The organism is Streptomyces sp. NPDC094032 (assembly GCF_040303965.1).
GTDB lineage: Bacteria > Actinomycetota > Actinomycetes > Streptomycetales > Streptomycetaceae > Streptomyces.
In genome coordinates this window covers 101,564-122,496 of record NZ_JBEOUE010000021.1, presented here as the reverse complement: position 1 = coordinate 122,496, position 20,933 = coordinate 101,564, and the positions used below count along the sequence as shown (strand labels likewise).

The following is a 20,933-nucleotide window of genomic DNA, read 5'->3' as shown; positions in this document are numbered from 1 at the left end:
ACCACTCCAGTGGCAGTCAAGATCAAGCTCAAGCGCCTCGGCAAGATCCGCCAGCCTCACTACCGCATCGTCGTCGCCGACTCGCGCACCCGCCGCGACGGTCGCGCGATCGAGGAGATCGGCCTCTACCACCCGACGTACAACCCGTCGCGTATCGAGGTCGACTCCGAGCGTGCGCAGTACTGGCTGTCCGTCGGCGCCCAGCCGACCGAGCCGGTTCTCGCCATCCTGAAGCTCACCGGCGACTGGCAGAAGCACAAGGGCCTGCCGGCCCCGGCGCCGCTGCTCGTCCCGGCGACCAAGGAAGCCAAGCGCGCCTCGTTCGACGAGTTCGCGAAGGCTCTCGAGGGCGGCGACGCCAAGGGTGAGGCCATCACCCCGAAGGCCAAGAAGGCGGACAAGAAGGCGGACGAGGCCGAGGCGGCCGAGTCCACCGAGACCACCGAGGCCTGAGCATGCTCGAGGAGGCTCTCGAGCACCTCGTGAAGGGCATCGTCGACAACCCTGACGATGTGCAGGTCGCCTCGCGCAACCTGCGTCGCGGCCGTGTGCTCGAGGTTCGGGTCCATCCCGATGACCTCGGCAAGGTGATCGGCCGCAACGGCCGCACCGCGCGTGCGCTGCGTACCGTCGTGGGCGCCATCGGCGGCCGTGGCATCCGCGTCGACCTCGTCGACGTGGACCAGGTGCGCTGAAGAAGAACACCGGCACGGGCCGGGGAGGGCCTAGCGCCCGCCCCGGCCCGTCGTCGTATCCATGGAACTCATGGGAGAGACAGGAGAGAGTGGAGAAGTGCAGCTGGTAGTCGCGCGGATCGGCCGCGCCCACGGCATCAAGGGCGAGGTCACCGTCGAAGTGCGGACGGACGAGCCCGAGCTGAGGCTCGGCCCCGGAGCCGTCCTGCTCACCGACCCGGCCTCCACCGGGCCGCTCACCATCGAGACCGGCCGGGTGCACAGCGGCCGCCTCCTGCTGCGCTTCGAGGGCGTCAAGGACCGCACCGCGGCCGAGGCCCTGCGCAACACCGTCCTCATCGCCGAGATCGACCCCGAGGAACTGCCGGAGGAGGAGGACGAGTACTACGACCACCAGCTCATGGACCTCGACGTGGTCCTCGCCGACGGCACCGAGATCGGCGTGATCTCCGAGATCTCCCACCTGCCGTCCCAGGACCTCTTCATCGTGGAGCGGCCCGACGGCAGCGAGGTGATGATCCCCTTCGTCTCGGAGATCGTCACCGAGATCGACCTGGAGAACCAGCGGGCCGTCATCGTCCCGCCGCCCGGCCTGATCGACGACCGCGCCGAGATCGCCTCCAGCCGTGACGGCGAGGCCGATTCGTCCGACGAGGCCGACGAGTCCGGGGACCGCGCATGAGGCTCGACGTCGTCACGATCTTCCCCGAGTACCTGGAACCGCTGAACGTGTCCCTCGTCGGCAAGGCCCGCGCCAACGGCCGGCTCGACGTGCACGTCCACCACCTGCGGGACTGGACGTACGACCGGCACAACACCGTCGACGACACCCCGTACGGCGGCGGTCCCGGCATGGTCATGAAGACCGACCCCTGGGGCGACGCGCTCGACCAGACCCTGGCCGACGGATTCGAGGCCGGCGCCCACGGCCCGGTCCTCGTCGTGCCCACCCCCAGCGGCCGGCCCTTCACCCAGGAGCTCGCCGTCGAGCTCTCCGAGCGGCCCTGGCTGGTCTTCACGCCCGCCCGCTACGAGGGCATCGACCGCCGGGTCATCGACGAGTACGCCACCCGGATGCCGGTCTACGAGGTGTCCATCGGCGACTACGTGCTGGCCGGCGGCGAGGCCGCCGTCCTGGTCGTCACCGAGGCCGTCGCCCGGCTGCTGCCCGGCGTGCTCGGCAACGCCGAGTCGCACCGCGACGACTCCTTCGCCCCCGGCGCCATGGCCAACCTCCTGGAGGGGCCCGTCTACACCAAGCCCCCGGAGTGGCGCGGCCGCGGCATCCCGGACGTGCTGCTCAGCGGGCACCACGGGAAGATCGCGCGCTGGCGGCGCGACGAGGCCTTCCGGCGCACCGCGGCCAACCGGCCGGACCTGATCGAGCGCTGCGACCCCGCCGCGTTCGACAAGAAGGACCGGGAGGTCCTCTCCATGCTGGGCTGGGCCCCCGAGCCCGGCGGCCGATTTTGGCGCAGGCCCGAGGCCGTGGAAGAATAGGCCGCTGTCGTACGTCCGGCGCGCGCCCCTGCCACAGGGGGACGACGCCCGCCAGAGACGCGCGACGATCGCCCATCGTTCGTACGTACCGCTGATGACCTGTGGCATCAGCGAGGAAAGAGACCTCCATGGCCTCCCTGCTCGACCAGGTCAACGCCGGTTCGCTCCGCGAGGACGTCCCGGCCTTCCGTCCCGGTGACACCGTGAACGTCCACGTTCGCGTCATCGAGGGCAACCGCTCCCGTATCCAGCAGTTCAAGGGCGTCGTCATCCGCCGCCAGGGCTCCGGCGTCTCCGAGACCTTCACCGTCCGCAAGGTCTCCTTCTCCGTCGGCGTCGAGCGCACCTTCCCGGTGAACAGCCCGATCTTCGAGAAGATCGAGCTCGTCACCCGCGGTGACGTCCGTCGCGCGAAGCTGTACTACCTCCGTGAGCTCCGCGGCAAGGCCGCGAAGATCAAGGAGAAGCGCGACCGCTGAACTCCGGTCCACAGGGTGGCGGGATAAGCTCTGCCCCCGATGGACACCGAAGCACGGCACCCGGAGCGCGATCGCTCCTCCGACGAGGAGGAGCGGTCGCGCTCCGCGCGCATGTCCGGGGCCCGCACGGCCGCCGGACCCCTCACCTGGCGTCGTACGGGTCTGATCGGCGCCGCCTGCATGGTCTTCCTGCTGGTGTTCAGCCACTTCGTGCTCCAGCCCTTCCTGGTGCCCAGCGGCTCCATGGAACCCACCCTCCAGGTCGGCGACCGGATCCTGGTCAACAAGCTGGCGTACCGTTTCGGCGACGAGCCGCGCCGGGGTGACGTGGTGGTCTTCGACGGCACCGGCTCCTTCGTCCGGGAGGCCCCGGCCGGCAACCCGGTCACCGGCGCGCTGCACGACGCGGCGGCCGCCCTCGGCCTCGCCGAGCCCGACGAGACCGACTTCGTGAAGCGGGTCGTCGGCACCGGCGGCGACCGGGTGGTCTGCTGCGACAAGGACGGCCGGATCAGCGTCAACGGCGTCCCCGTCCAGGAGCGGTACGTGATGCTGGGCGACCAGCCGTCCAGGGTGCCGTTCGACATCGTCGTGCCGCCCGGCACCCTGTGGGTCATGGGCGACCACCGCAGCCAGTCCAGCGACTCCCGCGACCACCTCGGGCAGCCCGGCGGCGGCATGGTCCCGGTCGAGCAGGTCATCGGGCGCGCGGACTGGATCGGCTGGCCCTTCGGCCGCTGGTCCACCGTCCCGGACACGGGCGCCTTCGCCGCCGTGCCCGACTGGGCGGGCCATGGGTAGGCGGGGCCGGGCGCCCGAGGGCCGCCACGACGCCGCCGACACCGGCCAGGGGCCGGAGGACGGCGGCCGTACGCTGCCGGGGCGGGCCGAGCGGCGCAGGCTGGCCCGCAAGGTGAAGCGGCGCCGGCAGCGCTCCGCCGTCAAGGAGATCCCGCTCCTCGTCACGGTGGCGGTCCTGATCGCCCTGGTCCTCAAGACCTTCCTCGTCCAGGCCTTCGTGATCCCGTCCGGCTCGATGGAGCAGACGATCCGGATCGACGACCGGGTGCTGGTCGACAAGCTGACGCCCTGGTTCGGCTCCCGGCCGCAGCGCGGGGACGTCGTCGTCTTCAAGGACCCGGGCGGCTGGCTCCAGCACGAGACCGCGCCGCCCGGCGACGACCCGGTGGGCGTCAAGCAGCTCAAGCAGGCGCTGACCTTCATCGGACTGCTGCCCTCCGCCGACGACCAGGACCTCATCAAGCGGGTGGTGGCGGTCGGCGGGGACACCGTGAAGTGCTGTGGCGAGGACGGCCGGATCACCGTCAACGGCGTACCGTTGGACGAACCGTATCTGCACCCGGGGAACGCACCTTCGAAGATCCCCTTCGAGGTGAAGGTCCCCCAGGGGAGGATCTTCGTCATGGGCGACCACCGGGCCAACTCCGCCGACTCGCGCTACCACCTGGACGAGCCGGACCACGGCACCGTCGCCGAGGACCAGGTCGTGGGCCGGGCCGTCGTCATCGCCTGGCCCGTGGGCCACTGGCGCCGGCTCGAAGAACGGTCGACCTTCGCCTCCGTTCCCTCCGCGTCCCAGGACGGCGGGTTGGACGGGGCCGAAGCGCAGGGCGTGTCGCATAGTGTGTCCCAGCGCGATCTGAACGGATTGCCCGGGCTCCCGACCCCTGCGGAACTCCCGCTCGTTATGGGAGTGGTGGGCCTGTCCCTGTTCCGGGACAGGCGATTGCACGGATTGAGGAGTGGATGTGGGGGATTTGGCCGTCGGCGCACGATCCGGACACGACGAGCCCGAGAAGAGGCCCGACCGGCCCGCCCAACAGGTGGCGGCCATGACGGATGACTCCACGGGCCGTCAGGACGGTGACGCGGGCTCCGACCAGGGCCCGGACCAGGGCGCCACCCCGTCCGGCGACACCGGTGACGGCGGCGACGGCGCGGACACCGGCCGCGGCAGGGGCGCGAAGAAGCCCCGCTCCTTCTGGAAGGAGCTGCCGCTGCTGATCGGTATCGCGCTGATCCTCGCGCTGCTGATCAAGACCTTCCTGGTGCAGGCGTTCTCGATTCCCTCGGACTCGATGATGAACACCCTCCAGCGCGGTGACCGGGTGCTCGTCGACAAGCTCACCCCGTGGTTCGGCTCCGAGCCCGAGCGCGGCGAGGTCGTCGTCTTCCACGACCCGGGCGGCTGGCTGGAGGAGGGCAAGACGCCCGAGCCCAACGTGCTGCAGAAGGCCCTCAGCTTCATCGGCCTCATGCCGTCCGCGGAGGAGAAGGACCTGATCAAGCGGGTCATCGCGGTCGGCGGCGACACCGTCTCCTGCAAGGAGGGCGGCAAGGTCACCGTCAACGGCAAGGAGCTGGACGAGACCTCGTACCTGTACCCCGGCTCCCTGCCCTGCGAGCCCGTCTTCGGCCCGATCAAGGTCCCCGAGGGCCGCATCTGGGTCATGGGCGACAACCGGCAGAACTCCCTGGACTCGCGCTACCACCAGGAGCTCGCCGGCGGCGGCACCGTCTCCAACGACGAGGTCGTCGGCCGCGCCGTCGTCATCGCCTGGCCGGTGACCCGCTGGGCCACCCTGCCGGTCCCGTCCACCTTCGACCAGCCCGGCCTGAGCCAGGCGCTGGCCGTCGCCCCGGGTGCGGCGGGCGTCGCGGGCGCGCTTCCGCTGGTGCTGTGGCGCCGCAAGAAGCTGGCCGCACGGCATACCGCCGAGTAGTGACCCGCGGGTAGGGTGCCCTCCCGGACCGTCGCACGGACGGTCCGCGGACCCCTGAGGTGCCCATGAGCGTGGAACCGCGTACCAAGGACGGCCGCGGCCGTCTCGGCAGCGTGCTGTCGGGACTGGCCGTGGCCGTCGGCTGTGTGCTCTTCCTCGGCGGCTTCGTCCTTGGGGCCGTGCTCTACCAGCCGTTCACGGTGCCCAGCGACTCCATGACCCCGACGCTCGCGGTCGGCTCGAAGGTGCTCGCCGAGCGGATCGACGGCTCGGACGTGCGGCGCGGTGACGTGGTCGTCTTCACCGACCCGCTCTGGGGGAACGTGACCATGGTCAAGCGGGTGGTGGGCGTCGGTGGCGACACCGTCGCCGCCGATCGCGACGGACGGCTCCGGATCAACGGCGAGCCGGTCGACGAACCGTATCTGCCGAAGGGGCAGCCCGCCTCGAACTACGCCTTCTCCACCACCCTCCCGGCCGGGAAGCTGTTCCTCCTCGGCGACGAGCGGCGCAACTCGGTGGACTCGCGGGCCCACCTCCAGGACAGCGGCCACGGCGCCGTGTCCGTCTCCTCCGTCGTCGGCCGCGTCGACGCCGTCGCCTGGCCCTCCCCGGCCCTCCTCGAACGGCCCGCCGGTTTCGCGGCGCTGCCCGGCGGCGTCTCGGCGCCCGGACCGGTCGCGCCGCTCTTCTACGCGATCGTCTCCGGGTGTGTACTGATCCTGGCCGGGGCCGCGTACGGACCGCTCTCCCGGCTCGGCGGCCGCACGCCGGCGCCGGCGGCCGGAAGCAGCAGGGAGAGGGTGGGCGCGTGACGGAAGCGGTGGAGCCCCGGAGGGTGGCCCGGGTCGTCCTGCTCGACCCCGACGACCGCATCCTGCTCCTGCACGGCTACGAACCCGACGATCCGGCGCGGACCTGGTGGTTCACCCCCGGCGGCGGTCTGGAGGGCGACGAGACCAGGGAGTCGGCCGCGCTGCGCGAGCTCGTCGAGGAGACCGGCATCACCGAGGTCGAGCTCGGCCCCGTGCTCTGGAAGCGCTCCTGCTCCTTCCTCTTCGACGGCCGCCGCTGGAACCAGGACGAGTGGTACTTCCTGGCCCGCACCACCCGGACCGACACCGCCCCGGCCGGCCTCACCGAACTGGAGGCCCGCAGCGTCGATGGCCTGAGGTGGTGGACTTCCGCCGAACTGTCGGCGGCCCGTGAGACGGTGTACCCCGACAGACTGGCCGAGCTGCTCCGTACGCTGCTCGACGAAGGACCTCCCAGCGCGCCGCTCGTTCTCGCCCCGGAAATCGTTTAGGGGCCCGTGCGACTGGCGCACAATAGGGGGACGCACGGCTGAAGGGGAACATGCCATGAGTGCCGAGGACCTCGAGAAGTACGAGACCGAGATGGAGCTCAAGCTCTACCGGGAGTACCGCGATGTCGTCGGGCTGTTCAAATACGTGATCGAGACCGAGCGGCGCTTCTACCTCACCAACGACTACGAGATGCAGGTGCACTCGGTCCAGGGTGAGGTCTTCTTCGAGGTCTCGATGGCCGATGCCTGGGTCTGGGACATGTACCGGCCGGCCAGGTTCGTCAAGCAGGTCCGCGTCCTCACGTTCAAGGACGTGAACATCGAGGAGCTCAACAAGAGCGACCTGGAGCTCCCCGGCAGCTGACCGCTCCACCCGCACGGGTGACCGGGTTTTCCACAGCGGCCCCCTCCGTCCACAGCCCCGCACACGCAGCGTGAGACTGCGTCACAGTCGGTGCCGGAGGTGGTACCGAATGAACGCGACCCGAGCACTCGGGCGGTACGGGGAAGAGCTCGCCGCCCGCCGACTGACCGCGGCCGGCCTGCACGTCCTCGCCAGGAACTGGCGCTGCGGCCGCACCGGAGAGATCGACATCGTCGCCCGCCAAGGCGACACCCTCGTCGTCTGCGAGGTCAAGACCCGCCGCGGGGGAGCCTTCGAGCACCCGATGGCCGCCGTCACCCCGCGCAAGGCCGAGCGGCTGCGCCGCCTCGCCGCCTGCTGGCTCGACCGGCACGGCGGCCCGCCCGCCGGCGGCGTCCGCATCGACCTCGTCGGCGTCCTGCTGCCCCGCCGGGGCGCACCCGTCCTCACCCATGCCCAGGGGGTGGCGTGATGGGATTCGCCCGCACCTGCTCCGTCGCCCTGGTCGGCGTCGAAGGCGTCGTCGTCGAGGTCCAGGCCGACCTCGAAGCCGGAGTCGCCGCCTTCACCCTCGTCGGACTCCCGGACAAGAGCCTCACCGAGAGCCGCGACCGGGTCCGCGCCGCCATCGTCAACTCCCAGGCGGAATGGCCCCAGAAGAAACTCACCGTCGGCCTCAGCCCCGCCTCCGTGCCCAAGGGCGGTTCGGGATTCGATCTCGCCGTGGCGGCGGCCGTGCTCGGCGCCGCCGAGCGCATCGACCCGCGCACCATCGCCGACCTCGTCCTCATCGGCGAACTCGGCCTCGACGGGCGCGTCCGGCCCGTCCGCGGTGTCCTGCCCGCCGTGCTCGCCGCCGCCGACGCCGGATACCGGCAGGTCGTCGTCCCCGAACAGACCGCGGGCGAGGCCGCGCTCGTGCCCGGCGTCTCCGTCCTCGGCGTCCGCAGCCTGCGCCAGCTCATCGCCGTCCTCTCCGACGAACCCGTCCCCGACGAAGAGCCCCTGGAGGCGGGCCGCCCCGACCCCATGCTCGCCGGACTCCTCGTGCCCGGCGCCGGGGTCGGCACCGGACTCGCCGCCGACCCCGCCGACGGACCCGACCTCGCCGACGTCGCCGGACAGCACACCGCCCGCCGCGCCCTGGAGATCGCCGCCGCCGGCGGCCACCACCTGCTGCTCTCCGGACCGCCCGGCGCCGGCAAGACCATGCTCGCCGAGCGGCTCCCCGGCATCCTGCCGCCGCTCACCCGCCATGAATCCCTCGAAGTCACCGCCGTCCACTCGGTCGCTGGGATCCTCCCGCCCGGCGAACCCCTCGTCCACCGCCCGCCCTACTGCGCACCCCACCACTCCGCGACCATGCAGTCCCTCGTCGGCGGCGGCAACGGACTGCCCCGCCCCGGCGCGGTCTCCCTCGCCCATCGCGGAATCCTCTTCCTCGACGAGGCCCCGGAGTTCTCCACGAAGGCCCTCGACGCCCTGCGCCAACCCCTCGAATCCGGCCATGTGGTCGTCGCCCGCGCCGCCGGAGTCGTCCGGCTCCCCGCCCGCTTCCTCCTCGTCCTCGCCGCCAACCCCTGCCCCTGCGGACGCCACACCCTGCACGGCGCGGGCTGCGAATGCCCCGCCTCCCTCATCCGCCGCTACCAGGCCCGGCTCTCCGGACCGCTGCTCGACCGGGTCGACCTGCGCGTCGAGGTCGAGCCCGTCACCCGCTCCGACCTCCTCGGGCAGGGCGGCCGCGGCGAGCCGAGCCGCGCCGTCGCCGACCGGGTCCGCGAGGCCAGGGCCCGCGCCGCCACCCGCCTCGGCGGCACCCCCTGGACGGTCAACAGCGAGGTCCCCGGCCACGAGCTGCGCACCCGCTACGTCACCGAGCCCGGCGCCCTCGCCGCCGCCGAACGTGACATCGAACGGGGCCTGCTCACCGCCCGCGGCCTCGACCGGGTCCTCCGGGTGGCCTGGACCGTCGCCGACCTCGCGGGCCACGACCGCCCCGGCGCCGACGACCTCGCCCTCGCCCTCGAACTGCGCACCGGGATCGCCCGGGGCGTGCCCGTCGGCGCGGGGGAGCGGCCGTGACCGCCCGGGACCCGGACCGGCTCGCCCGCGCCGCCCTGACCCATGTCGTCGAACCGGGCGACGAGCACGCGGGCCGGGCCCTGCGCCGCCACGGGGCCGCCGGATTCCTGCGGCTGCTGAGGGAGGACGAGGGGCCCGAGCCCTTCCCCGGGACCGGCGCCCGGCGGGTCGACAGCTGGCGGCGCCGGGCCCGGACGGCCGCGCCCGAGCGGGACCTCGACCTCGTCGCACGGCTCGGCGGACGCTTCCTCGTCCCCGGCGACGCCGAGTGGCCGAGCCAGCTCGACGACCTCGACGACGCCCGCCCGCTCGGCCTCTGGGTGCGCGGCCCGGCCGACCTGCGCGGCTGGTCGCTGCGGTCCGTCGCCGTCGTCGGCGCCCGCGCCTGCACGCCCTACGGGGCGCACACCGCCGCCACCCTCGCCGCCGGGCTCGCCGAGAGCGGCTGGGTCGTCACCTCAGGAGCCGCCTTCGGTGTCGACGGCGCCGCGCACCGGGGCGCCCTCGGCTCCGGCGGCGCCACCGTCGCCGTCCTCGCCTGCGGGGTCGACGTGCCCTATCCGCCGGGCCACGCCGGACTCATCCGCCGGATCGCCGAACAGGGCCTGGTCGTCGGCGAACTCCCGCCCGGCGCCCATCCGACCCGCAGCCGGTTCGTGCTGCGCAACCGCGTCATCGCCGCCCTCACCCGCGGCACCGTCGTCGTCGAGGCCGAGTACCGCAGCGGCTCCCTGGTCACCGCCCGCGCCGCGGCCCGGCTCGGGCGGTACGTCATGGGCGTCCCAGGACCCGTCACCAGCGGTCTCTCCGCCGGAGTCCACGAACTCCTGCGCGGCGAGGCCACCCTCGTCACCGACGCCGCCGAGGTCGTGGAACTGGTGGGCGCCATCGGCCGGCTGGCCCCGACGCGCCGAGGCCCCGTACTTCCCCGCGACCTCCTCGACCCCGACACCGCCCGGGTCCTCGAAGCCCTCCCCGGCACGGGTCCCGCGCCCCTCGCCGAGATCGCCGCCCGGGCCGGCGGCCACCCCGACCGGACCCTCGCCAAGCTGTACGAACTCCACTCCCTGGGGTTCGTCGAACGACACGAGGACGACTGGCAGTTGACGAAAAGGAGGACGGAAGGCTCGAACATCCGGCATGGCGGTGCTTGACCTGGAGCATTCGGGTGAAAGGGTGATGGGGATGAGCAATCGAGTTCTCTCGGTCACACCCGAGGGGCCGACGCGCGCCACGGCCCCCGTTCGAAGACGCGGTCGACGGTGCCCACCCGGACCGGCGCGATCCGCCGACGTTCGCGCACCGCGACAGTCCACTCACGCTACGCTCACGAGGATCCCCCGCCCGACAGACGGACCGACTCCTTCACACCCGACAGCAGAACGGCTCAAGGCGACGCATGCCCCAGCACACCTCCGGGTCTGACCGCGCCGCGGTGCCCCCAGCAGCCCGGGGCACCGTGCGACCGTCCGCACCGACCTCGCTCGACGAGCTGTGGCGCTCGTACAAGGACACCGGCGACGAGCGGCTGCGGGAGCAGCTGATCCTGCACTACTCGCCCCTCGTGAAGTACGTCGCGGGACGCGTCAGCGTCGGTCTGCCCTCCAATGTCGAGCAGGCCGACTTCGTCTCCTCCGGGGTCTTCGGACTCATCGACGCGATCGAGAAGTTCGACGTCGAACGGGCCATCAAGTTCGAGACCTACGCCATCACCCGCATCCGCGGCGCGATGATCGACGAACTCCGGGCGCTGGACTGGATCCCCCGCTCCGTACGGCAGAAGGCCCGCAACGTCGAACGGGCCTACGCCACCCTGGAGGCGCAGCTGCGGCGCACCCCCTCCGAGCCCGAGGTCGCGGCGGAGATGGGTGTCACCCTGGAGGAACTGCACTCCGTCTTCAGTCAGTTGTCCCTCGCCAACGTGGTGGCCCTTGAGGAGCTGCTGCACGTCGGCGGCGAGGGCGGCGACCGGCTCTCCCTCATGGACACCCTTGAGGACACCGCCGCCGACAACCCCGTCGAGGTCGCCGAGGACCGCGAGCTGCGCCGGCTGCTCGCGCGGGCGATCAACACGCTCCCCGAGCGGGAGAAGACCGTGGTCACGCTCTACTACTACGAGGGCCTCACCCTCGCCGAGATCGGGCATGTCCTGGGCGTCACCGAGAGCCGGGTCAGCCAGATCCACACCAAGTCCGTCCTCCAGCTGCGCGCCAAGCTGGCCGACGTAGGGCGCTGACGGGGCGGGGCGCTCCGGTCGTACAGTGGATCCGTGCCAAGGATTCGAGCGGCCTCCGTGGCCGAGCACCGGACGATGCAGCGAGGCGCCCTGCTGGACGCCGCGCGATCCCTGCTGTCCGAAGGCGGGACGGAGGCGCTGACCTTCCCCGCCCTCGCCGAGCGCACGGGCCTGGCCCGTTCCTCGGTCTACGAGTACTTCCGCTCCCGGGGTGCCGTGGTCGAGGAGCTGTGCGCGGTCGACTTCCCGGTCTGGGCAGCCGAGGTCGAGAGCGCGATGGACGGCGCCACGACCGCCGAGGGCAAGGTCGAGGCCTATGTGCGCACCCAGCTGGAACTGGTCGGCGACCGGCGCCACCGCGCGGTGGTCGCGATCTCCGCGAGCGAGCTGGACGACGGCGCCCGCGAGAAGATCCGGGCCGCGCACGGCGGCCTGGTCACCATGATCGTCGACGCCCTCACCGCCCTGGGCCGCCCTCAGCCCCGCCTGGAGGCGATGCTCCTCCAGGGCGTGGTGGACGCGGCGGTCCGCCGTATCGAGCTCGGCGCGGCCGAGGACCCGGCCGTCATCGCCGAGGCTGCGGTCTCCATGGCCCTGGGCGGCATCCGGGGCGTCTGACCCGGCAGCGGTCCCTTCGGCGGTCCCTTCGGCGGCAGGAGCCGGGACGGGCCGCCGCGCAGCAGGGCCAGCGGGTCCAGATAGACCGCGCCGCGCAGCACGCCCCAGTGCAGGCAGGAGCGCGGACAGTGCCCGCCCGGGGCGACCCGGGCCACCACCTGGCCCGGCCGGACGGCGGCGCCGGCCCCGACGAGGGGCTCCACCGGCCCGTACGTCGTCCGCAGCGGCGGCAGGCCCGTCCCCGTGAGGGTGATCGTGAGCACGCCCCGGCCGCCGACCGGACCCGCGAAGGCGACCGTGCCCGCCGCCGGGGCGAGCACCGGGGTGCCCGGCGGGGCCGCGAGGTCGACCCCACGGTGACCGGCCGCGTACGGCCCGGGCGGCGGTTCGAAGCCGCGCAGGACCTCGGGGCGAGGCGGGCCGAGCGGCCAGACCGCGGTGAGCGGGGCCAGCGGGGCCAGTGGGGCCAGCGGGGCCAGCGGGGCCAGCAAGGACAGCAGGGGCAGCAGGACAAGCTCGGCAGGGCGCATGACGGCAGGCTGCTCCGTCCGAGGTCACCGTGACGGTGACGGACCGTATCTGTGGACGGCCGACCGGTTGTGGACAGTGCCGTCACCCGTCGCCTCCGGGGTCCCGTACACTTTCCATGGCGACTCGGGTCACCGGGTCGACTTCGCACGCCCCGCCATCGGTCTCCGTGACGGATGGCAGCGCCTTTCGGTCCCTCGTGGCACGGCGCGTCCGGGGCGTCAGGAACACAACCGAGAACCCAAGGAGATGGCCATGGCCGTCGTCACGATGCGGGAGCTGCTGGAGAGCGGCGTCCACTTCGGTCACCAGACCCGTCGCTGGAACCCGAAGATGAAGCGCTTCATCTTCACCGAGCGCAACGGCATCTACATCATCGACCTGCTCCAGTCGCTGTCGTACATCGACCGCGCCTTCGAGTTCGTCAAGGAGACCGTCGCCCACGGCGGCTCCATCATGTTCGTCGGTACGAAGAAGCAGGCCCAGGAGGCCATCGCCGAGCAGGCGACGCGCGTCGGCATGCCGTACGTCAACCAGCGCTGGCTGGGTGGCATGCTCACCAACTTCTCGACCGTCTACAAGCGTCTGCAGCGCCTCAAGGAGCTCGAGCAGATCGACTTCGAGGACGTCGCGGCCTCGGGTCTCACCAAGAAGGAGCTCCTGGTCCTCTCCCGCGAGAAGGCCAAGCTGGAGAAGACCCTCGGTGGTATCCGCGAGATGTCCAAGGTCCCCAGCGCCGTCTGGATCGTGGACACCAAGAAGGAGCACATCGCCGTCGGCGAGGCTCGCAAGCTGAAGATCCCGGTCGTCGCGATCCTCGACACCAACTGTGACCCCGACGAGGTCGACTACAAGATCCCGGGCAACGACGACGCGATCCGCTCCGTCACCCTGCTCACCCGCGTGATCGCCGACGCCGTCGCCGAGGGCCTCATCGCCCGCTCCGGCGCCGCGACCGGCGACTCGAAGCCGGGCGAGAAGGCCGCCGGCGAGCCCCTCGCCGAGTGGGAGCGCGACCTGCTGACGGGTGAGAAGAAGGCCGACGAGGCCGCCGAGGTCCAGACCTCCGCCGAGACCGAGAAGGTCGCGGACGCCGAGGCTGCCGAGGCTCCGGCCGTCGTCGAGGCTGTCGAGGCTCCGGCCGCCGACGCCGAGCAGGCCTGACCCTTCAGGACCCTGAGGTCTTTCGGGTGATGACGGCGGGGGCACGCGTTGCCCCCGCCGTCCACCCGTGGACCCGCCCGATCTTTCAGACTTCGAGAGAGAAACAGACTCATGGCGAACTACACCGCCGCTGACGTCAAGAAGCTCCGCGAGCTCACCGGCGCCGGCATGATGGACTGCAAGAAGGCCCTGGACGAGGCCGACGGCGATGTCGACAAGGCCGTAGAGGCCCTGCGCATCAAGGGCCAGAAGGGTGTCGCCAAGCGTGAGGGCCGCTCCGCCGAGAACGGCGCCGTGGTCTCCCTCATCGCTGCCGACAACTCCTCCGGCACGATCGTCGAGCTGAAGTGCGAGACGGACTTCGTCGCCAAGGGTGACAAGTTCCTCGCCGTCGCCAACGCGCTGGCCGCGCACGTCGCCGCCACCGCCCCGGCCGACATCGAGGCGCTGCTCGCCTCCGAGATCGAGCCCGGCAAGACCGTCCAGGCGTTCGTCGACGAGGCCAACGCCAACCTCGGCGAGAAGATCGTCCTCGACCGCTTCGCGCTGTTCACCGACGGCTACGTCTCCGCGTACATGCACCGCACCATGCCCGACCTGCCCCCGCAGATCGGTGTCCTGGTCGAGCTGGACAAGGAGAACGCCGAGGTCGCGAAGGGTGTCGCGCAGCACATCGCCGCGTTCGCCCCGAAGTACCTGACCAAGGACGAGATCCCGGCCGAGGTCGTCGAGTCCGAGCGTCGCATCGCCGAGGAGACCACCCGCGCCGAGGGCAAGCCCGAGGCCGCGATCGCCAAGATCGTCGAGGGTCGTCTCAACGGCTTCTTCAAGGACGCCACGCTGCTCGGCCAGCCGTACGCCCTTGACAACAAGAAGTCCGTCCAGAAGGTCCTGGACGAGGCCGGTGTCACCCTGAAGCGCTTCGCCCGCATCAAGGTCGGCATCTGAGTCCGTCAGCAACGGACACCGGACCCCGGTAGGGTCTGAGGCAGCCGCCCGCGTTCGCGTCGGACGGCCGCAGATCTGACGAGGAGGCCATTGCCGTACGGGAAGCCGCAAGGACCCCAGGCAATGGCCTTCTTCGTATGTGCACGAGGAGACCTCCATGAATCAGGGCGCCGCACAGGGCGACGACAACAACGGCAAGAAGACCGGCCGCTACATGCTGAAGCTGTCCGGAGAAGCCTTCTCCGGCGGTACCGGTCTGGGGGTCGACCCGGACGTCGTGCACGCCATCGCGCGTGAGATCGCGGCCGTGGTCCGCGACGGCGCGGAGATCGCGATCGTCATCGGCGGCGGCAACTTCTTCCGCGGGGCCGAGCTCCAGCAGCGCGGCATGGACCGGGCCCGCTCGGACTACATGGGCATGCTCGGCACCGTGATGAACTGCCTCGCTCTCCAGGACTTCCTGGAGAAGGAGGGCATCGACTCGCGCGTGCAGACCGCCATCACCATGGGCCAGGTCGCGGAGCCGTACATCCCGCTGCGCGCCGTGCGCCACCTGGAGAAGGGCCGCGTGGTCATCTTCGGCGCCGGCATGGGCATGCCGTACTTCTCCACCGACACCACCGCCGCGCAGCGTGCGCTGGAGATCGACGCCGAGGCCCTGCTGATGGGCAAGAACGGTGTCGACGGGGTCTACGACTCCGACCCGAAGGCCAACCCGGACGCGGTCAAGTTCGACGCGCTGGAGTACGGCGAGGTGCTCTCCCGCGACCTCAAGGTCGCCGACGCGACCGCCATCACGCTGTGCCGGGACAACAACCTCCCGATCCTCGTCTTCGAACTCCTCACCGAGGGCAATATCGCGCGCGCGGTGAAGGGTGAGAAGATCGGCACGCTCGTGAGCGACCAGGGCACCCGGGCCTGAGCCGAACCGGGAACCGCCCCGCGAGGGGATGGACAGAGCCCTGCCGGTCGTACAGCCGTGCAGGACACAACGCGACGACACGCAGGAGCAAGTGGTGATCGAAGAGACCCTCCTCGAGGCCGAGGAGAAGATGGAGAAGGCCGTCGTGGTCGCCAAGGAGGACTTCGCCGCGATCCGCACCGGCCGTGCGCACCCGGCGATGTTCAACAAGATCGTGGCGGACTACTACGGTGCCATCACCCCGATCAATCAGCTGGCGTCGTTCTCGGTGCCGGAGCCGCGCATGGCCGTGGTGACCCCGTTCGACAAGACGGCGCTGCGCAACATCGAGCAGGCCATCCGCGACTCGGACCTCGGCGTCAACCCGAGCAACGACGGCAACATCATCCGGGTGGTGTTCCCCGAGCTCACCGAGGAGCGCCGTCGCGACTACATCAAGGTCGCGAAGTCCAAGGCCGAGGACTCGAAGGTCTCGATCCGCTCCGTGCGCCGCAAGGCCAAGGACCTCATCGACAAGGCCGTCAAGGACGGCGAGGTCGGCGAGGACGAGGGCCGCCGCGCGGAGAAGGAGCTCGACGACACCACCTCGAAGTACGTCGCGCAGGTGGACGAGCTGCTGAAGCACAAGGAAGCCGAGCTCCTCGAGGTCTGATGAACGACTCTTCCTGGGGGGCCCCGGCCACAACCGGCTTCGGGGGACCCGACCAGGGGCCTGCCCCGGCGGGTCCCGCCTACGAAGGGCGGCGGGCGGCGCAGACTCGGCCCATGCCCATCGTGTCCGACGACGTTCCCGCCGGCGACAACCAGGACGACCACGACCGGGGGGCCGCCCAGCAGGGCGGTCCCCTGTTCCGTGACGAGACGCCGCACGAGCACCCGCAGGAGCCCATGTCCAGCCCGCCCCAGCCCGCGCCCGCGCCTTCGCCCCGGCAGCAGCCGCGGCAGAAGAAGAGCGCGGGCCGAGACCTGGGCGCGGCCATAGGGGTCGGCGTGGGCCTCGGCGCGGTCATCGTCGCGTCGCTGTTCATCTGGAAGCCGGCGTTCGTCGGAGTGATAGCGGTCGCCGTCGTGGTCGGCCTGTGGGAGCTCACCTCCCGCCTGCGGGAGCAGAAGGGCATCAACGCCCCGCTGGTCCCGCTCGCGGTCGGCGGCGCGGCCATGGTCGTCGCCGGATACGTGCGGGGTGCGGAGGGCGCCTGGGTCGCGATGGCCCTGACCGCGCTCGCCGTGCTGGTGTGGCGGATGACGGAGCCGCCCGAGGGCTATCTGAAGGACGTCACGGCGGGCGTCTTCGCCGCGTTCTACGTGCCGTTCCTCGCCACCTTCGTGGCGATGCTGCTGACCGCAGACGACGGCCCGCAGCGGGTGCTGACCTTCCTGATCCTCACGGTGGTCAGCGACACCGGCGCGTACGCCGTCGGCTGGCGCTTCGGCAAGCACAAGCTGGCCCCGCGCATCAGCCCCGGCAAGACCCGCGAGGGCCTGTTCGGCGCGGTGGCCTTCGCGATGGCGGCCGGCGCGCTCTGCATGGAGTTCATGATCGACGACGGCACCTGGTGGCAGGGCCTGCTCCTCGGCCTCGCGGTCGCGGCCAGCGCGACCCTGGGCGACCTGGGCGAGTCGATGATCAAGCGGGACCTGGGCATCAAGGACATGGGCACCCTGCTGCCCGGTCACGGCGGCATCATGGACCGGCTGGACTCCCTGCTGCCGACGGCGCCGGTGGTGTGGCTGCTGCTCGTGGTGTTCGTGGGCAGCGGCTGACGGCCGTCGTACGCGTTCGAGGGCCCGCTGCCGTGACCGGTGGCGGGCCCTTCGCCGTTCCGCCATGCGGTGGACCTCGGTGCGGGTCGCCGGTCCCGTACCGGCGCCGGGGGCAGGGATCTGCCCATGACACCGAAGGCTCGCTCGGCCGGGAAGCCCCCGGGGTCCCTGACCGTCCTCCTGACCCTCGCGTCGGGACAGTTCCTGATGGCGCTCGACAGCTCCGTCATGAACGTGTCCATCGCGACCGTGGCGGCGGACGTGGGCACCACGATCACCGGCATCCAGGGCGCCATCACCGCGTACACCCTGGTCATGGCGATGTTCATGATTCCCGGTGGCAAGGTCGGCGTGCTGATCGGCCGCAAGCGCGCCTTCATGATCGGCTGCTGTGTCTACGGCGCCGGCTCGCTCACCACGGCCCTCGCGCCGAATCTGACCGTGCTGCTGATCGGCTGGGCCTTCCTGGAGGGCATCGGGGCGGCGCTGATCATGCCCGCGATCGTGGCCCTGGTGGCCGGTAACTTCCCCACCGAACGGCGCCCCTTCGCGTACGGGATCGTGGCGGCCGCCGGAGCCGTCGCCATCGCGCTCGGCCCGCTCATCGGCGGCGTCGCCACGACCTACTTCTCCTGGCGCTGGGTCTTCGCCGGCGAGGTGCTGCTCGTCCTCGTCATCCTCGTCTTCGCCCGCTCCATCGCCGACGCGGTGTCCGAGGAGCGCCCGCGCATCGACCTCGTCGGCGCCTTCCTGTCCGCCGCCGGGCTCGGGATCTTCGTGTACGGCGTGCTGCGCTCCGACGAGTGGGGCTGGCTCCGGCCCAAGCCCGACGCGCCCGCCTGGCTCGGCGTGTCCCTGGTCGTGTGGCTGACGCTCGCGGGGCTGCTGCTGCTCTGGCTCTTCCTGCGCTGGGAGTCCCGGCTGGCCAAGCGGGGCAGGGACCCGCTCGTTCCCCCGGACATGCTGCGCAACCGGCAGCTCACCGGGGGCCTGACGATGTTCTTCTTCCAGTACCTCGTCCAGATGGGCGTCTTCTTCGTCGTCCCGCTCTACCTGTCCGTCGCCCTCGGCCTGTCCGCGCTGGCCACCGGCGCGCGCATCCTGCCCCTCTCGCTGACCCTGCTGGCCGCCGCGCTCCTGATCCCGCGCTTCCTCCCCGACGTCTCGCCGCGCCGGGTGGTCCGCTTCGGGGTGCTCGCGCTGCTGGCCGGGGCGGTCGTCCTGATGGCGGCGCTCGACGCGGACGCGGGCGCGGAGATCGTCACCCTCCCCCTGCTCCTGATCGGGCTCGGCATGGGCGCCCTCGCCTCCCAGCTGGGCTCGGTCACCGTCTCCGCCGTCCCGGACCGGCAGAGCGCGGAGGTCGGCGGCATCCAGAACGCCGTGACCAACCTCGGCGCCTCCATCGGCACCGCCCTGGCCGGCTCGCTCATGATCGCGGCGCTCACCTCCTCCTTCCTGACCAGCGTCGAGCAGAACCCGGCGATCCCCGCCGAGGTCAAGAACACCGCCGCCGTCGAGCTCCAGAGCGGCGTCCCGTTCCTCTCGGACGCCCAGCTCACCACGGCCCTCGACGAGGCCGGCACCAGCCAGGCGGTGACCGACGCGGCCCTGGAAGCCAACGCCACCGCCCGCCTCGACGGCCTCCGCGCCGCCCTCGCGATCCTCGCCGGCGCCTCGGTCCTGGCCCTCTTCTTCACTTCCCGCATCCCCAGCACCCAGCCGGGCGCACCGGGCCCGTGACGGGCGAGCGCCCAAGCCCGGAGAGGTCACCGGGAACGGGCCCAAGTAGGTCCCTTCCCCTGCAACCCTTCGGCATGTGCTCGTAATGTGGGGAGCATGATCCATAACGACGTCGAAGACCTGGGCTGGGAGCTCATCGGATGGGACGCCGACGAGGTCGCGGCCCATGTCACCAGCCTTACGCGAGACGAAATTCTGAGGCTCAACACGCTGTTCCCGGAACGTGGGGACGACGAGCTCCTCGCAACCGCCGTGTATCCGATCGCGCCCGAGCGCTACGCGGCCATGCGGACCACGGTCCCCCGGCTGGAGTTCAAAGCGGACCTGGACTATCACATCGGCGGATTCCGCTTGCCGCAGCTTCGCTGACGGGCACGTCCTGGAGCAGGTGATGCTGTTCGTCCCGTGGAGGAGGCGGCGAGGACGGGCTGGAGGCGCTTGAGGCGGTCGGAGAGGACCTTGCCGCTTGGGCGCGGGGCGGGGGTCCTCTCCGGTGCAGAGCTGCGTGAGGCAGTGCGGAGGGCTACAGGTCGGGGCTCACGGATCCCAGGAGTGCCCCGGGCGACCCCCACCGGCGGCTCGTGCCGCAGGGGAACCGGGATCCGTCTGCGACACTGGTAGGACCATGCCCAAGCCCGGAGAACTCACTTTCGTCGCCCCGCGCGGAGCCAAGCAGCCGCCGCGGCACCTCGCCGACCTCACGCCCGCCGAGCGCAAGGAGGCGGTCGCCGCGATCGGTGAGAAGCCGTTTCGCGCCAAGCAGCTGTCCACGCACTACTTCGCGCGCTACGCGCACGACCCCGCGGAGTGGACCGACATCCCCGCAGGGTCGCGCGAGAAGCTGGCGGGGGAGCTGCTGCCCGATCTGATGTCGGTCGTGCGGCACATCTCCTGTGACGACGACACCACCCGTAAGACGCTGTGGCGGCTGCACGACGGCACGCTCGTCGAGTCGGTGCTCATGCGCTACCCGGACCGGGTGACCATGTGCATCTCCTCGCAGGCGGGCTGCGGGATGAACTGCCCGTTCTGCGCCACCGGCCAGGCGGGCCTCGACCGCAACCTGTCGACGGCCGAGATCGTGCACCAGATCGTCGACGGCATGCGCTCCCTGCGCGACGGCGAGGTCCCCGGCGGGCCGGCCCGGCTGTCCAACATCGTCTTCATGGGCATGGGCGAGCCGCTCGCCAACTACAAGCGGGTCGTCGGCGCCATCCGCCGGCTCACCGACCCCGAGCCGGACGGCCTCGGCCTGTCCCAGCGCGGCATCACCGTCTCCACCGTCGGGCTCGTCCCGGCGATGCTGCGGTTCGCCGACGAGGGCTTCAAGTGCCGGCTCGCCGTCTCGCTGCACGCGCCCGACGACGAGCTCCGCGACACCCTCGTGCCCGTCAACACGCGCTGGAAGGTCCGCGAGGTCCTCGACGCCGCCTGGGAGTACGCGGAGAAGTCCGGGCGCCGGATCTCCATCGAGTACGCCCTGATCCGGGACATCAACGACCAGGCCTGGCGCGGCGACCTCCTCGGCAAGCTGCTCAAGGGCAAGCGGGTGCACGTCAACCTGATCCCGCTGAACCCGACGCCGGGCTCGAAGTGGACCGCGTCCCGCCCCGAGGACGAGAAGGCGTTCGTCGAGGCCATCGCCCGCCACGGCGTTCCCGTCACCGTCCGCGACACGCGTGGTCAGGAGATCGACGGTGCCTGTGGACAGCTGGCCGCGGCCGAACGCTGACCTTGTAGTCTGAGCTCGAACACATCTTCATATTCCGACAGGGGAGCGCCACAGCGCTGAGAGTGCGGCACCGTCAGGCCGCAGACCCTCTGAACCTCGCCCAGG

General features: G+C 71.4%; 24 protein-coding genes and 1 pseudogene. 24 read left to right on the top strand and 1 reads right to left on the bottom strand.

Annotation, left to right across the window (positions count from 1 at the left end):
* Positions 1–9: 9 nt before the first annotated feature.
* From rpsP to ABTZ54_RS26405, 16 genes are all read left to right on the top strand, one after another.
* Entirely contained in the window at positions 10–453 is a 444-nt protein-coding gene (gene rpsP / locus ABTZ54_RS26480) for a 30S ribosomal protein S16 (protein WP_351667676.1), read from the top strand.
* A 2-nt stretch (positions 454–455) separates the two neighbouring features.
* A complete protein-coding gene (locus tag ABTZ54_RS26475) occupies positions 456–695 on the top strand; it encodes an RNA-binding protein (protein WP_005311361.1) in 240 nt (79 codons plus the stop codon).
* Positions 696–792: 97 nt separating this feature from the next.
* The gene (gene rimM / locus ABTZ54_RS26470) at positions 793–1,377 is read left to right on the top strand and encodes a ribosome maturation factor RimM (protein WP_351667674.1); all 585 of its coding nucleotides are present in this window, start codon (positions 793–795) and stop codon (positions 1,375–1,377) included.
* Positions 1,374–2,195 carry a tRNA (guanosine(37)-N1)-methyltransferase TrmD gene (gene trmD / locus ABTZ54_RS26465; protein WP_351667672.1) on the top strand — a complete coding sequence of 274 codons (822 nt, stop codon included), beginning with the start codon at positions 1,374–1,376 and terminating at the stop codon, positions 2,193–2,195. The genes rimM and trmD overlap by 4 nt, the downstream gene beginning before the upstream one ends.
* A 128-nt stretch (positions 2,196–2,323) precedes the next feature.
* Entirely contained in the window at positions 2,324–2,674 is a 351-nt protein-coding gene (rplS, locus tag ABTZ54_RS26460; RefSeq protein ID WP_351667670.1) for a 50S ribosomal protein L19, read from the top strand.
* 39 nt (positions 2,675–2,713) lie between these two features.
* Positions 2,714–3,475 carry a signal peptidase I gene (gene lepB / locus ABTZ54_RS26455; protein ID WP_351667668.1) on the top strand — a complete coding sequence of 254 codons (762 nt, stop codon included), beginning with the start codon at positions 2,714–2,716 and terminating at the stop codon, positions 3,473–3,475.
* Complete coding sequence (gene lepB / locus ABTZ54_RS26450) at positions 3,468–4,538, top strand: signal peptidase I (protein WP_351667666.1); 1,071 nt, start codon at positions 3,468–3,470, stop codon at positions 4,536–4,538. Before lepB (ABTZ54_RS26455) ends, lepB (ABTZ54_RS26450) begins: the two co-directional genes overlap by 8 nt.
* Positions 4,453–5,418 (top strand): signal peptidase I, encoded by a 966-nt coding sequence (gene lepB, locus ABTZ54_RS26445; RefSeq protein WP_351667727.1) that lies wholly within the window; start codon positions 4,453–4,455, stop codon positions 5,416–5,418. The genes lepB (ABTZ54_RS26450) and lepB (ABTZ54_RS26445) overlap by 86 nt, the downstream gene beginning before the upstream one ends.
* 65 nt (positions 5,419–5,483) lie before the next feature.
* On the top strand, positions 5,484–6,233 hold the full coding sequence (gene lepB / locus ABTZ54_RS26440) for a signal peptidase I (RefSeq protein WP_351667664.1): 750 nt from the start codon (positions 5,484–5,486) through the stop codon (positions 6,231–6,233).
* Positions 6,230–6,724, top strand: coding sequence for an NUDIX hydrolase (locus ABTZ54_RS26435; protein ID WP_351667662.1), 495 nt, complete (start codon positions 6,230–6,232; stop codon positions 6,722–6,724). Before lepB (ABTZ54_RS26440) ends, ABTZ54_RS26435 begins: the two co-directional genes overlap by 4 nt.
* Before the next feature lie 55 nt (positions 6,725–6,779).
* Complete coding sequence (locus tag ABTZ54_RS26430; protein WP_005311352.1) at positions 6,780–7,088, top strand: DUF2469 domain-containing protein; 309 nt, start codon at positions 6,780–6,782, stop codon at positions 7,086–7,088.
* A gap of 109 nt (positions 7,089–7,197) precedes the next feature.
* Positions 7,198–7,560, top strand: a complete 363-nt coding sequence (locus ABTZ54_RS26425; RefSeq protein ID WP_351667660.1) for a YraN family protein — start codon at positions 7,198–7,200, stop codon at positions 7,558–7,560.
* Complete coding sequence (locus ABTZ54_RS26420) at positions 7,560–9,173, top strand: YifB family Mg chelatase-like AAA ATPase (RefSeq protein ID WP_351667725.1); 1,614 nt, start codon at positions 7,560–7,562, stop codon at positions 9,171–9,173. Before ABTZ54_RS26425 ends, ABTZ54_RS26420 begins: the two co-directional genes overlap by 1 nt.
* Positions 9,170–10,327 (top strand): DNA-processing protein DprA, encoded by a 1,158-nt coding sequence (dprA, locus tag ABTZ54_RS26415; protein WP_351667658.1) that lies wholly within the window; start codon positions 9,170–9,172, stop codon positions 10,325–10,327. The genes ABTZ54_RS26420 and dprA overlap by 4 nt, the downstream gene beginning before the upstream one ends.
* A 245-nt stretch (positions 10,328–10,572) precedes the next feature.
* A complete protein-coding gene (gene whiG, locus ABTZ54_RS26410) occupies positions 10,573–11,409 on the top strand; it encodes an RNA polymerase sigma factor WhiG (RefSeq protein ID WP_351667656.1) in 837 nt (278 codons plus the stop codon).
* A 57-nt stretch (positions 11,410–11,466) separates the two neighbouring features.
* The gene (locus tag ABTZ54_RS26405) at positions 11,467–12,027 is read left to right on the top strand and encodes a TetR/AcrR family transcriptional regulator (protein WP_351667723.1); all 561 of its coding nucleotides are present in this window, start codon (positions 11,467–11,469) and stop codon (positions 12,025–12,027) included.
* 131 nt (positions 12,028–12,158) lie between these two features.
* Here ABTZ54_RS26405 and ABTZ54_RS26400 read toward each other — a convergent pair.
* A pseudogene (locus ABTZ54_RS26400) lies at positions 12,159–12,557 on the bottom strand (peptidoglycan DD-metalloendopeptidase family protein); the annotation flags it as partial.
* Positions 12,558–12,810: 253 nt separating this feature from the next.
* Here ABTZ54_RS26400 and rpsB point away from each other — a divergent pair.
* The 8 genes from rpsB (at position 12,811) to rlmN (ending at position 20,828) form a co-directional block, all read left to right on the top strand.
* On the top strand, positions 12,811–13,719 hold the full coding sequence (gene rpsB / locus ABTZ54_RS26395) for a 30S ribosomal protein S2 (RefSeq protein ID WP_351667654.1): 909 nt from the start codon (positions 12,811–12,813) through the stop codon (positions 13,717–13,719).
* A gap of 111 nt (positions 13,720–13,830) precedes the next feature.
* Positions 13,831–14,667 carry a translation elongation factor Ts gene (gene tsf / locus ABTZ54_RS26390; RefSeq protein ID WP_351667652.1) on the top strand — a complete coding sequence of 279 codons (837 nt, stop codon included), beginning with the start codon at positions 13,831–13,833 and terminating at the stop codon, positions 14,665–14,667.
* Between the two features lie 157 nt (positions 14,668–14,824).
* Positions 14,825–15,589, top strand: a complete 765-nt coding sequence (pyrH, locus tag ABTZ54_RS26385; RefSeq protein ID WP_351667650.1) for a UMP kinase — start codon at positions 14,825–14,827, stop codon at positions 15,587–15,589.
* A gap of 94 nt (positions 15,590–15,683) precedes the next feature.
* Positions 15,684–16,241 (top strand): ribosome recycling factor, encoded by a 558-nt coding sequence (gene frr, locus ABTZ54_RS26380; RefSeq protein ID WP_351667648.1) that lies wholly within the window; start codon positions 15,684–15,686, stop codon positions 16,239–16,241.
* Positions 16,241–17,353, top strand: coding sequence for a phosphatidate cytidylyltransferase (locus ABTZ54_RS26375; RefSeq protein WP_351667646.1), 1,113 nt, complete (start codon positions 16,241–16,243; stop codon positions 17,351–17,353). Before frr ends, ABTZ54_RS26375 begins: the two co-directional genes overlap by 1 nt.
* A gap of 126 nt (positions 17,354–17,479) precedes the next feature.
* On the top strand, positions 17,480–19,096 hold the full coding sequence (locus ABTZ54_RS26370) for an MFS transporter (protein ID WP_351667644.1): 1,617 nt from the start codon (positions 17,480–17,482) through the stop codon (positions 19,094–19,096).
* A 96-nt stretch (positions 19,097–19,192) separates the two neighbouring features.
* Positions 19,193–19,465, top strand: coding sequence for a hypothetical protein (locus tag ABTZ54_RS26365; RefSeq protein WP_351667642.1), 273 nt, complete (start codon positions 19,193–19,195; stop codon positions 19,463–19,465).
* Positions 19,466–19,721: 256 nt separating this feature from the next.
* A complete protein-coding gene (gene rlmN / locus ABTZ54_RS26360; RefSeq protein ID WP_351667640.1) occupies positions 19,722–20,828 on the top strand; it encodes a dual-specificity RNA methyltransferase RlmN in 1,107 nt (368 codons plus the stop codon).
* Positions 20,829–20,933: the final 105 nt, after the last annotated feature.

Excerpts from the sequence above, each read along its gene's own strand:
- ABTZ54_RS26475 (WP_005311361.1), top strand. The coding sequence starts at position 456 with ATGCTCGAGGAGGCTCTCGAGCACCTCGTGAAGGGCATCGTCGACAAC.
- trmD (WP_351667672.1), top strand. The coding sequence starts at position 1,374 with ATGAGGCTCGACGTCGTCACGATCTTCCCCGAGTACCTGGAACCGCTG.
- rplS (WP_351667670.1), top strand. The coding sequence starts at position 2,324 with ATGGCCTCCCTGCTCGACCAGGTCAACGCCGGTTCGCTCCGCGAGGAC.
- lepB (WP_351667668.1), top strand. The coding sequence starts at position 2,714 with ATGGACACCGAAGCACGGCACCCGGAGCGCGATCGCTCCTCCGACGAG.
- lepB (WP_351667666.1), top strand. The coding sequence starts at position 3,468 with ATGGGTAGGCGGGGCCGGGCGCCCGAGGGCCGCCACGACGCCGCCGAC.
- lepB (WP_351667664.1), top strand. The coding sequence starts at position 5,484 with ATGAGCGTGGAACCGCGTACCAAGGACGGCCGCGGCCGTCTCGGCAGC.
- ABTZ54_RS26430 (WP_005311352.1), top strand. The coding sequence starts at position 6,780 with ATGAGTGCCGAGGACCTCGAGAAGTACGAGACCGAGATGGAGCTCAAG.
- ABTZ54_RS26425 (WP_351667660.1), top strand. The coding sequence starts at position 7,198 with ATGAACGCGACCCGAGCACTCGGGCGGTACGGGGAAGAGCTCGCCGCC.
- ABTZ54_RS26420 (WP_351667725.1), top strand. The coding sequence starts at position 7,560 with ATGGGATTCGCCCGCACCTGCTCCGTCGCCCTGGTCGGCGTCGAAGGC.
- whiG (WP_351667656.1), top strand. The coding sequence starts at position 10,573 with ATGCCCCAGCACACCTCCGGGTCTGACCGCGCCGCGGTGCCCCCAGCA.
- rpsB (WP_351667654.1), top strand. The coding sequence starts at position 12,811 with ATGGCCGTCGTCACGATGCGGGAGCTGCTGGAGAGCGGCGTCCACTTC.
- tsf (WP_351667652.1), top strand. The coding sequence starts at position 13,831 with ATGGCGAACTACACCGCCGCTGACGTCAAGAAGCTCCGCGAGCTCACC.
- pyrH (WP_351667650.1), top strand. The coding sequence starts at position 14,825 with ATGAATCAGGGCGCCGCACAGGGCGACGACAACAACGGCAAGAAGACC.
- ABTZ54_RS26375 (WP_351667646.1), top strand. The coding sequence starts at position 16,241 with ATGAACGACTCTTCCTGGGGGGCCCCGGCCACAACCGGCTTCGGGGGA.
- ABTZ54_RS26370 (WP_351667644.1), top strand. The coding sequence starts at position 17,480 with ATGACACCGAAGGCTCGCTCGGCCGGGAAGCCCCCGGGGTCCCTGACC.
- ABTZ54_RS26365 (WP_351667642.1), top strand. The coding sequence starts at position 19,193 with ATGATCCATAACGACGTCGAAGACCTGGGCTGGGAGCTCATCGGATGG.
- rlmN (WP_351667640.1), top strand. The coding sequence starts at position 19,722 with ATGCCCAAGCCCGGAGAACTCACTTTCGTCGCCCCGCGCGGAGCCAAG.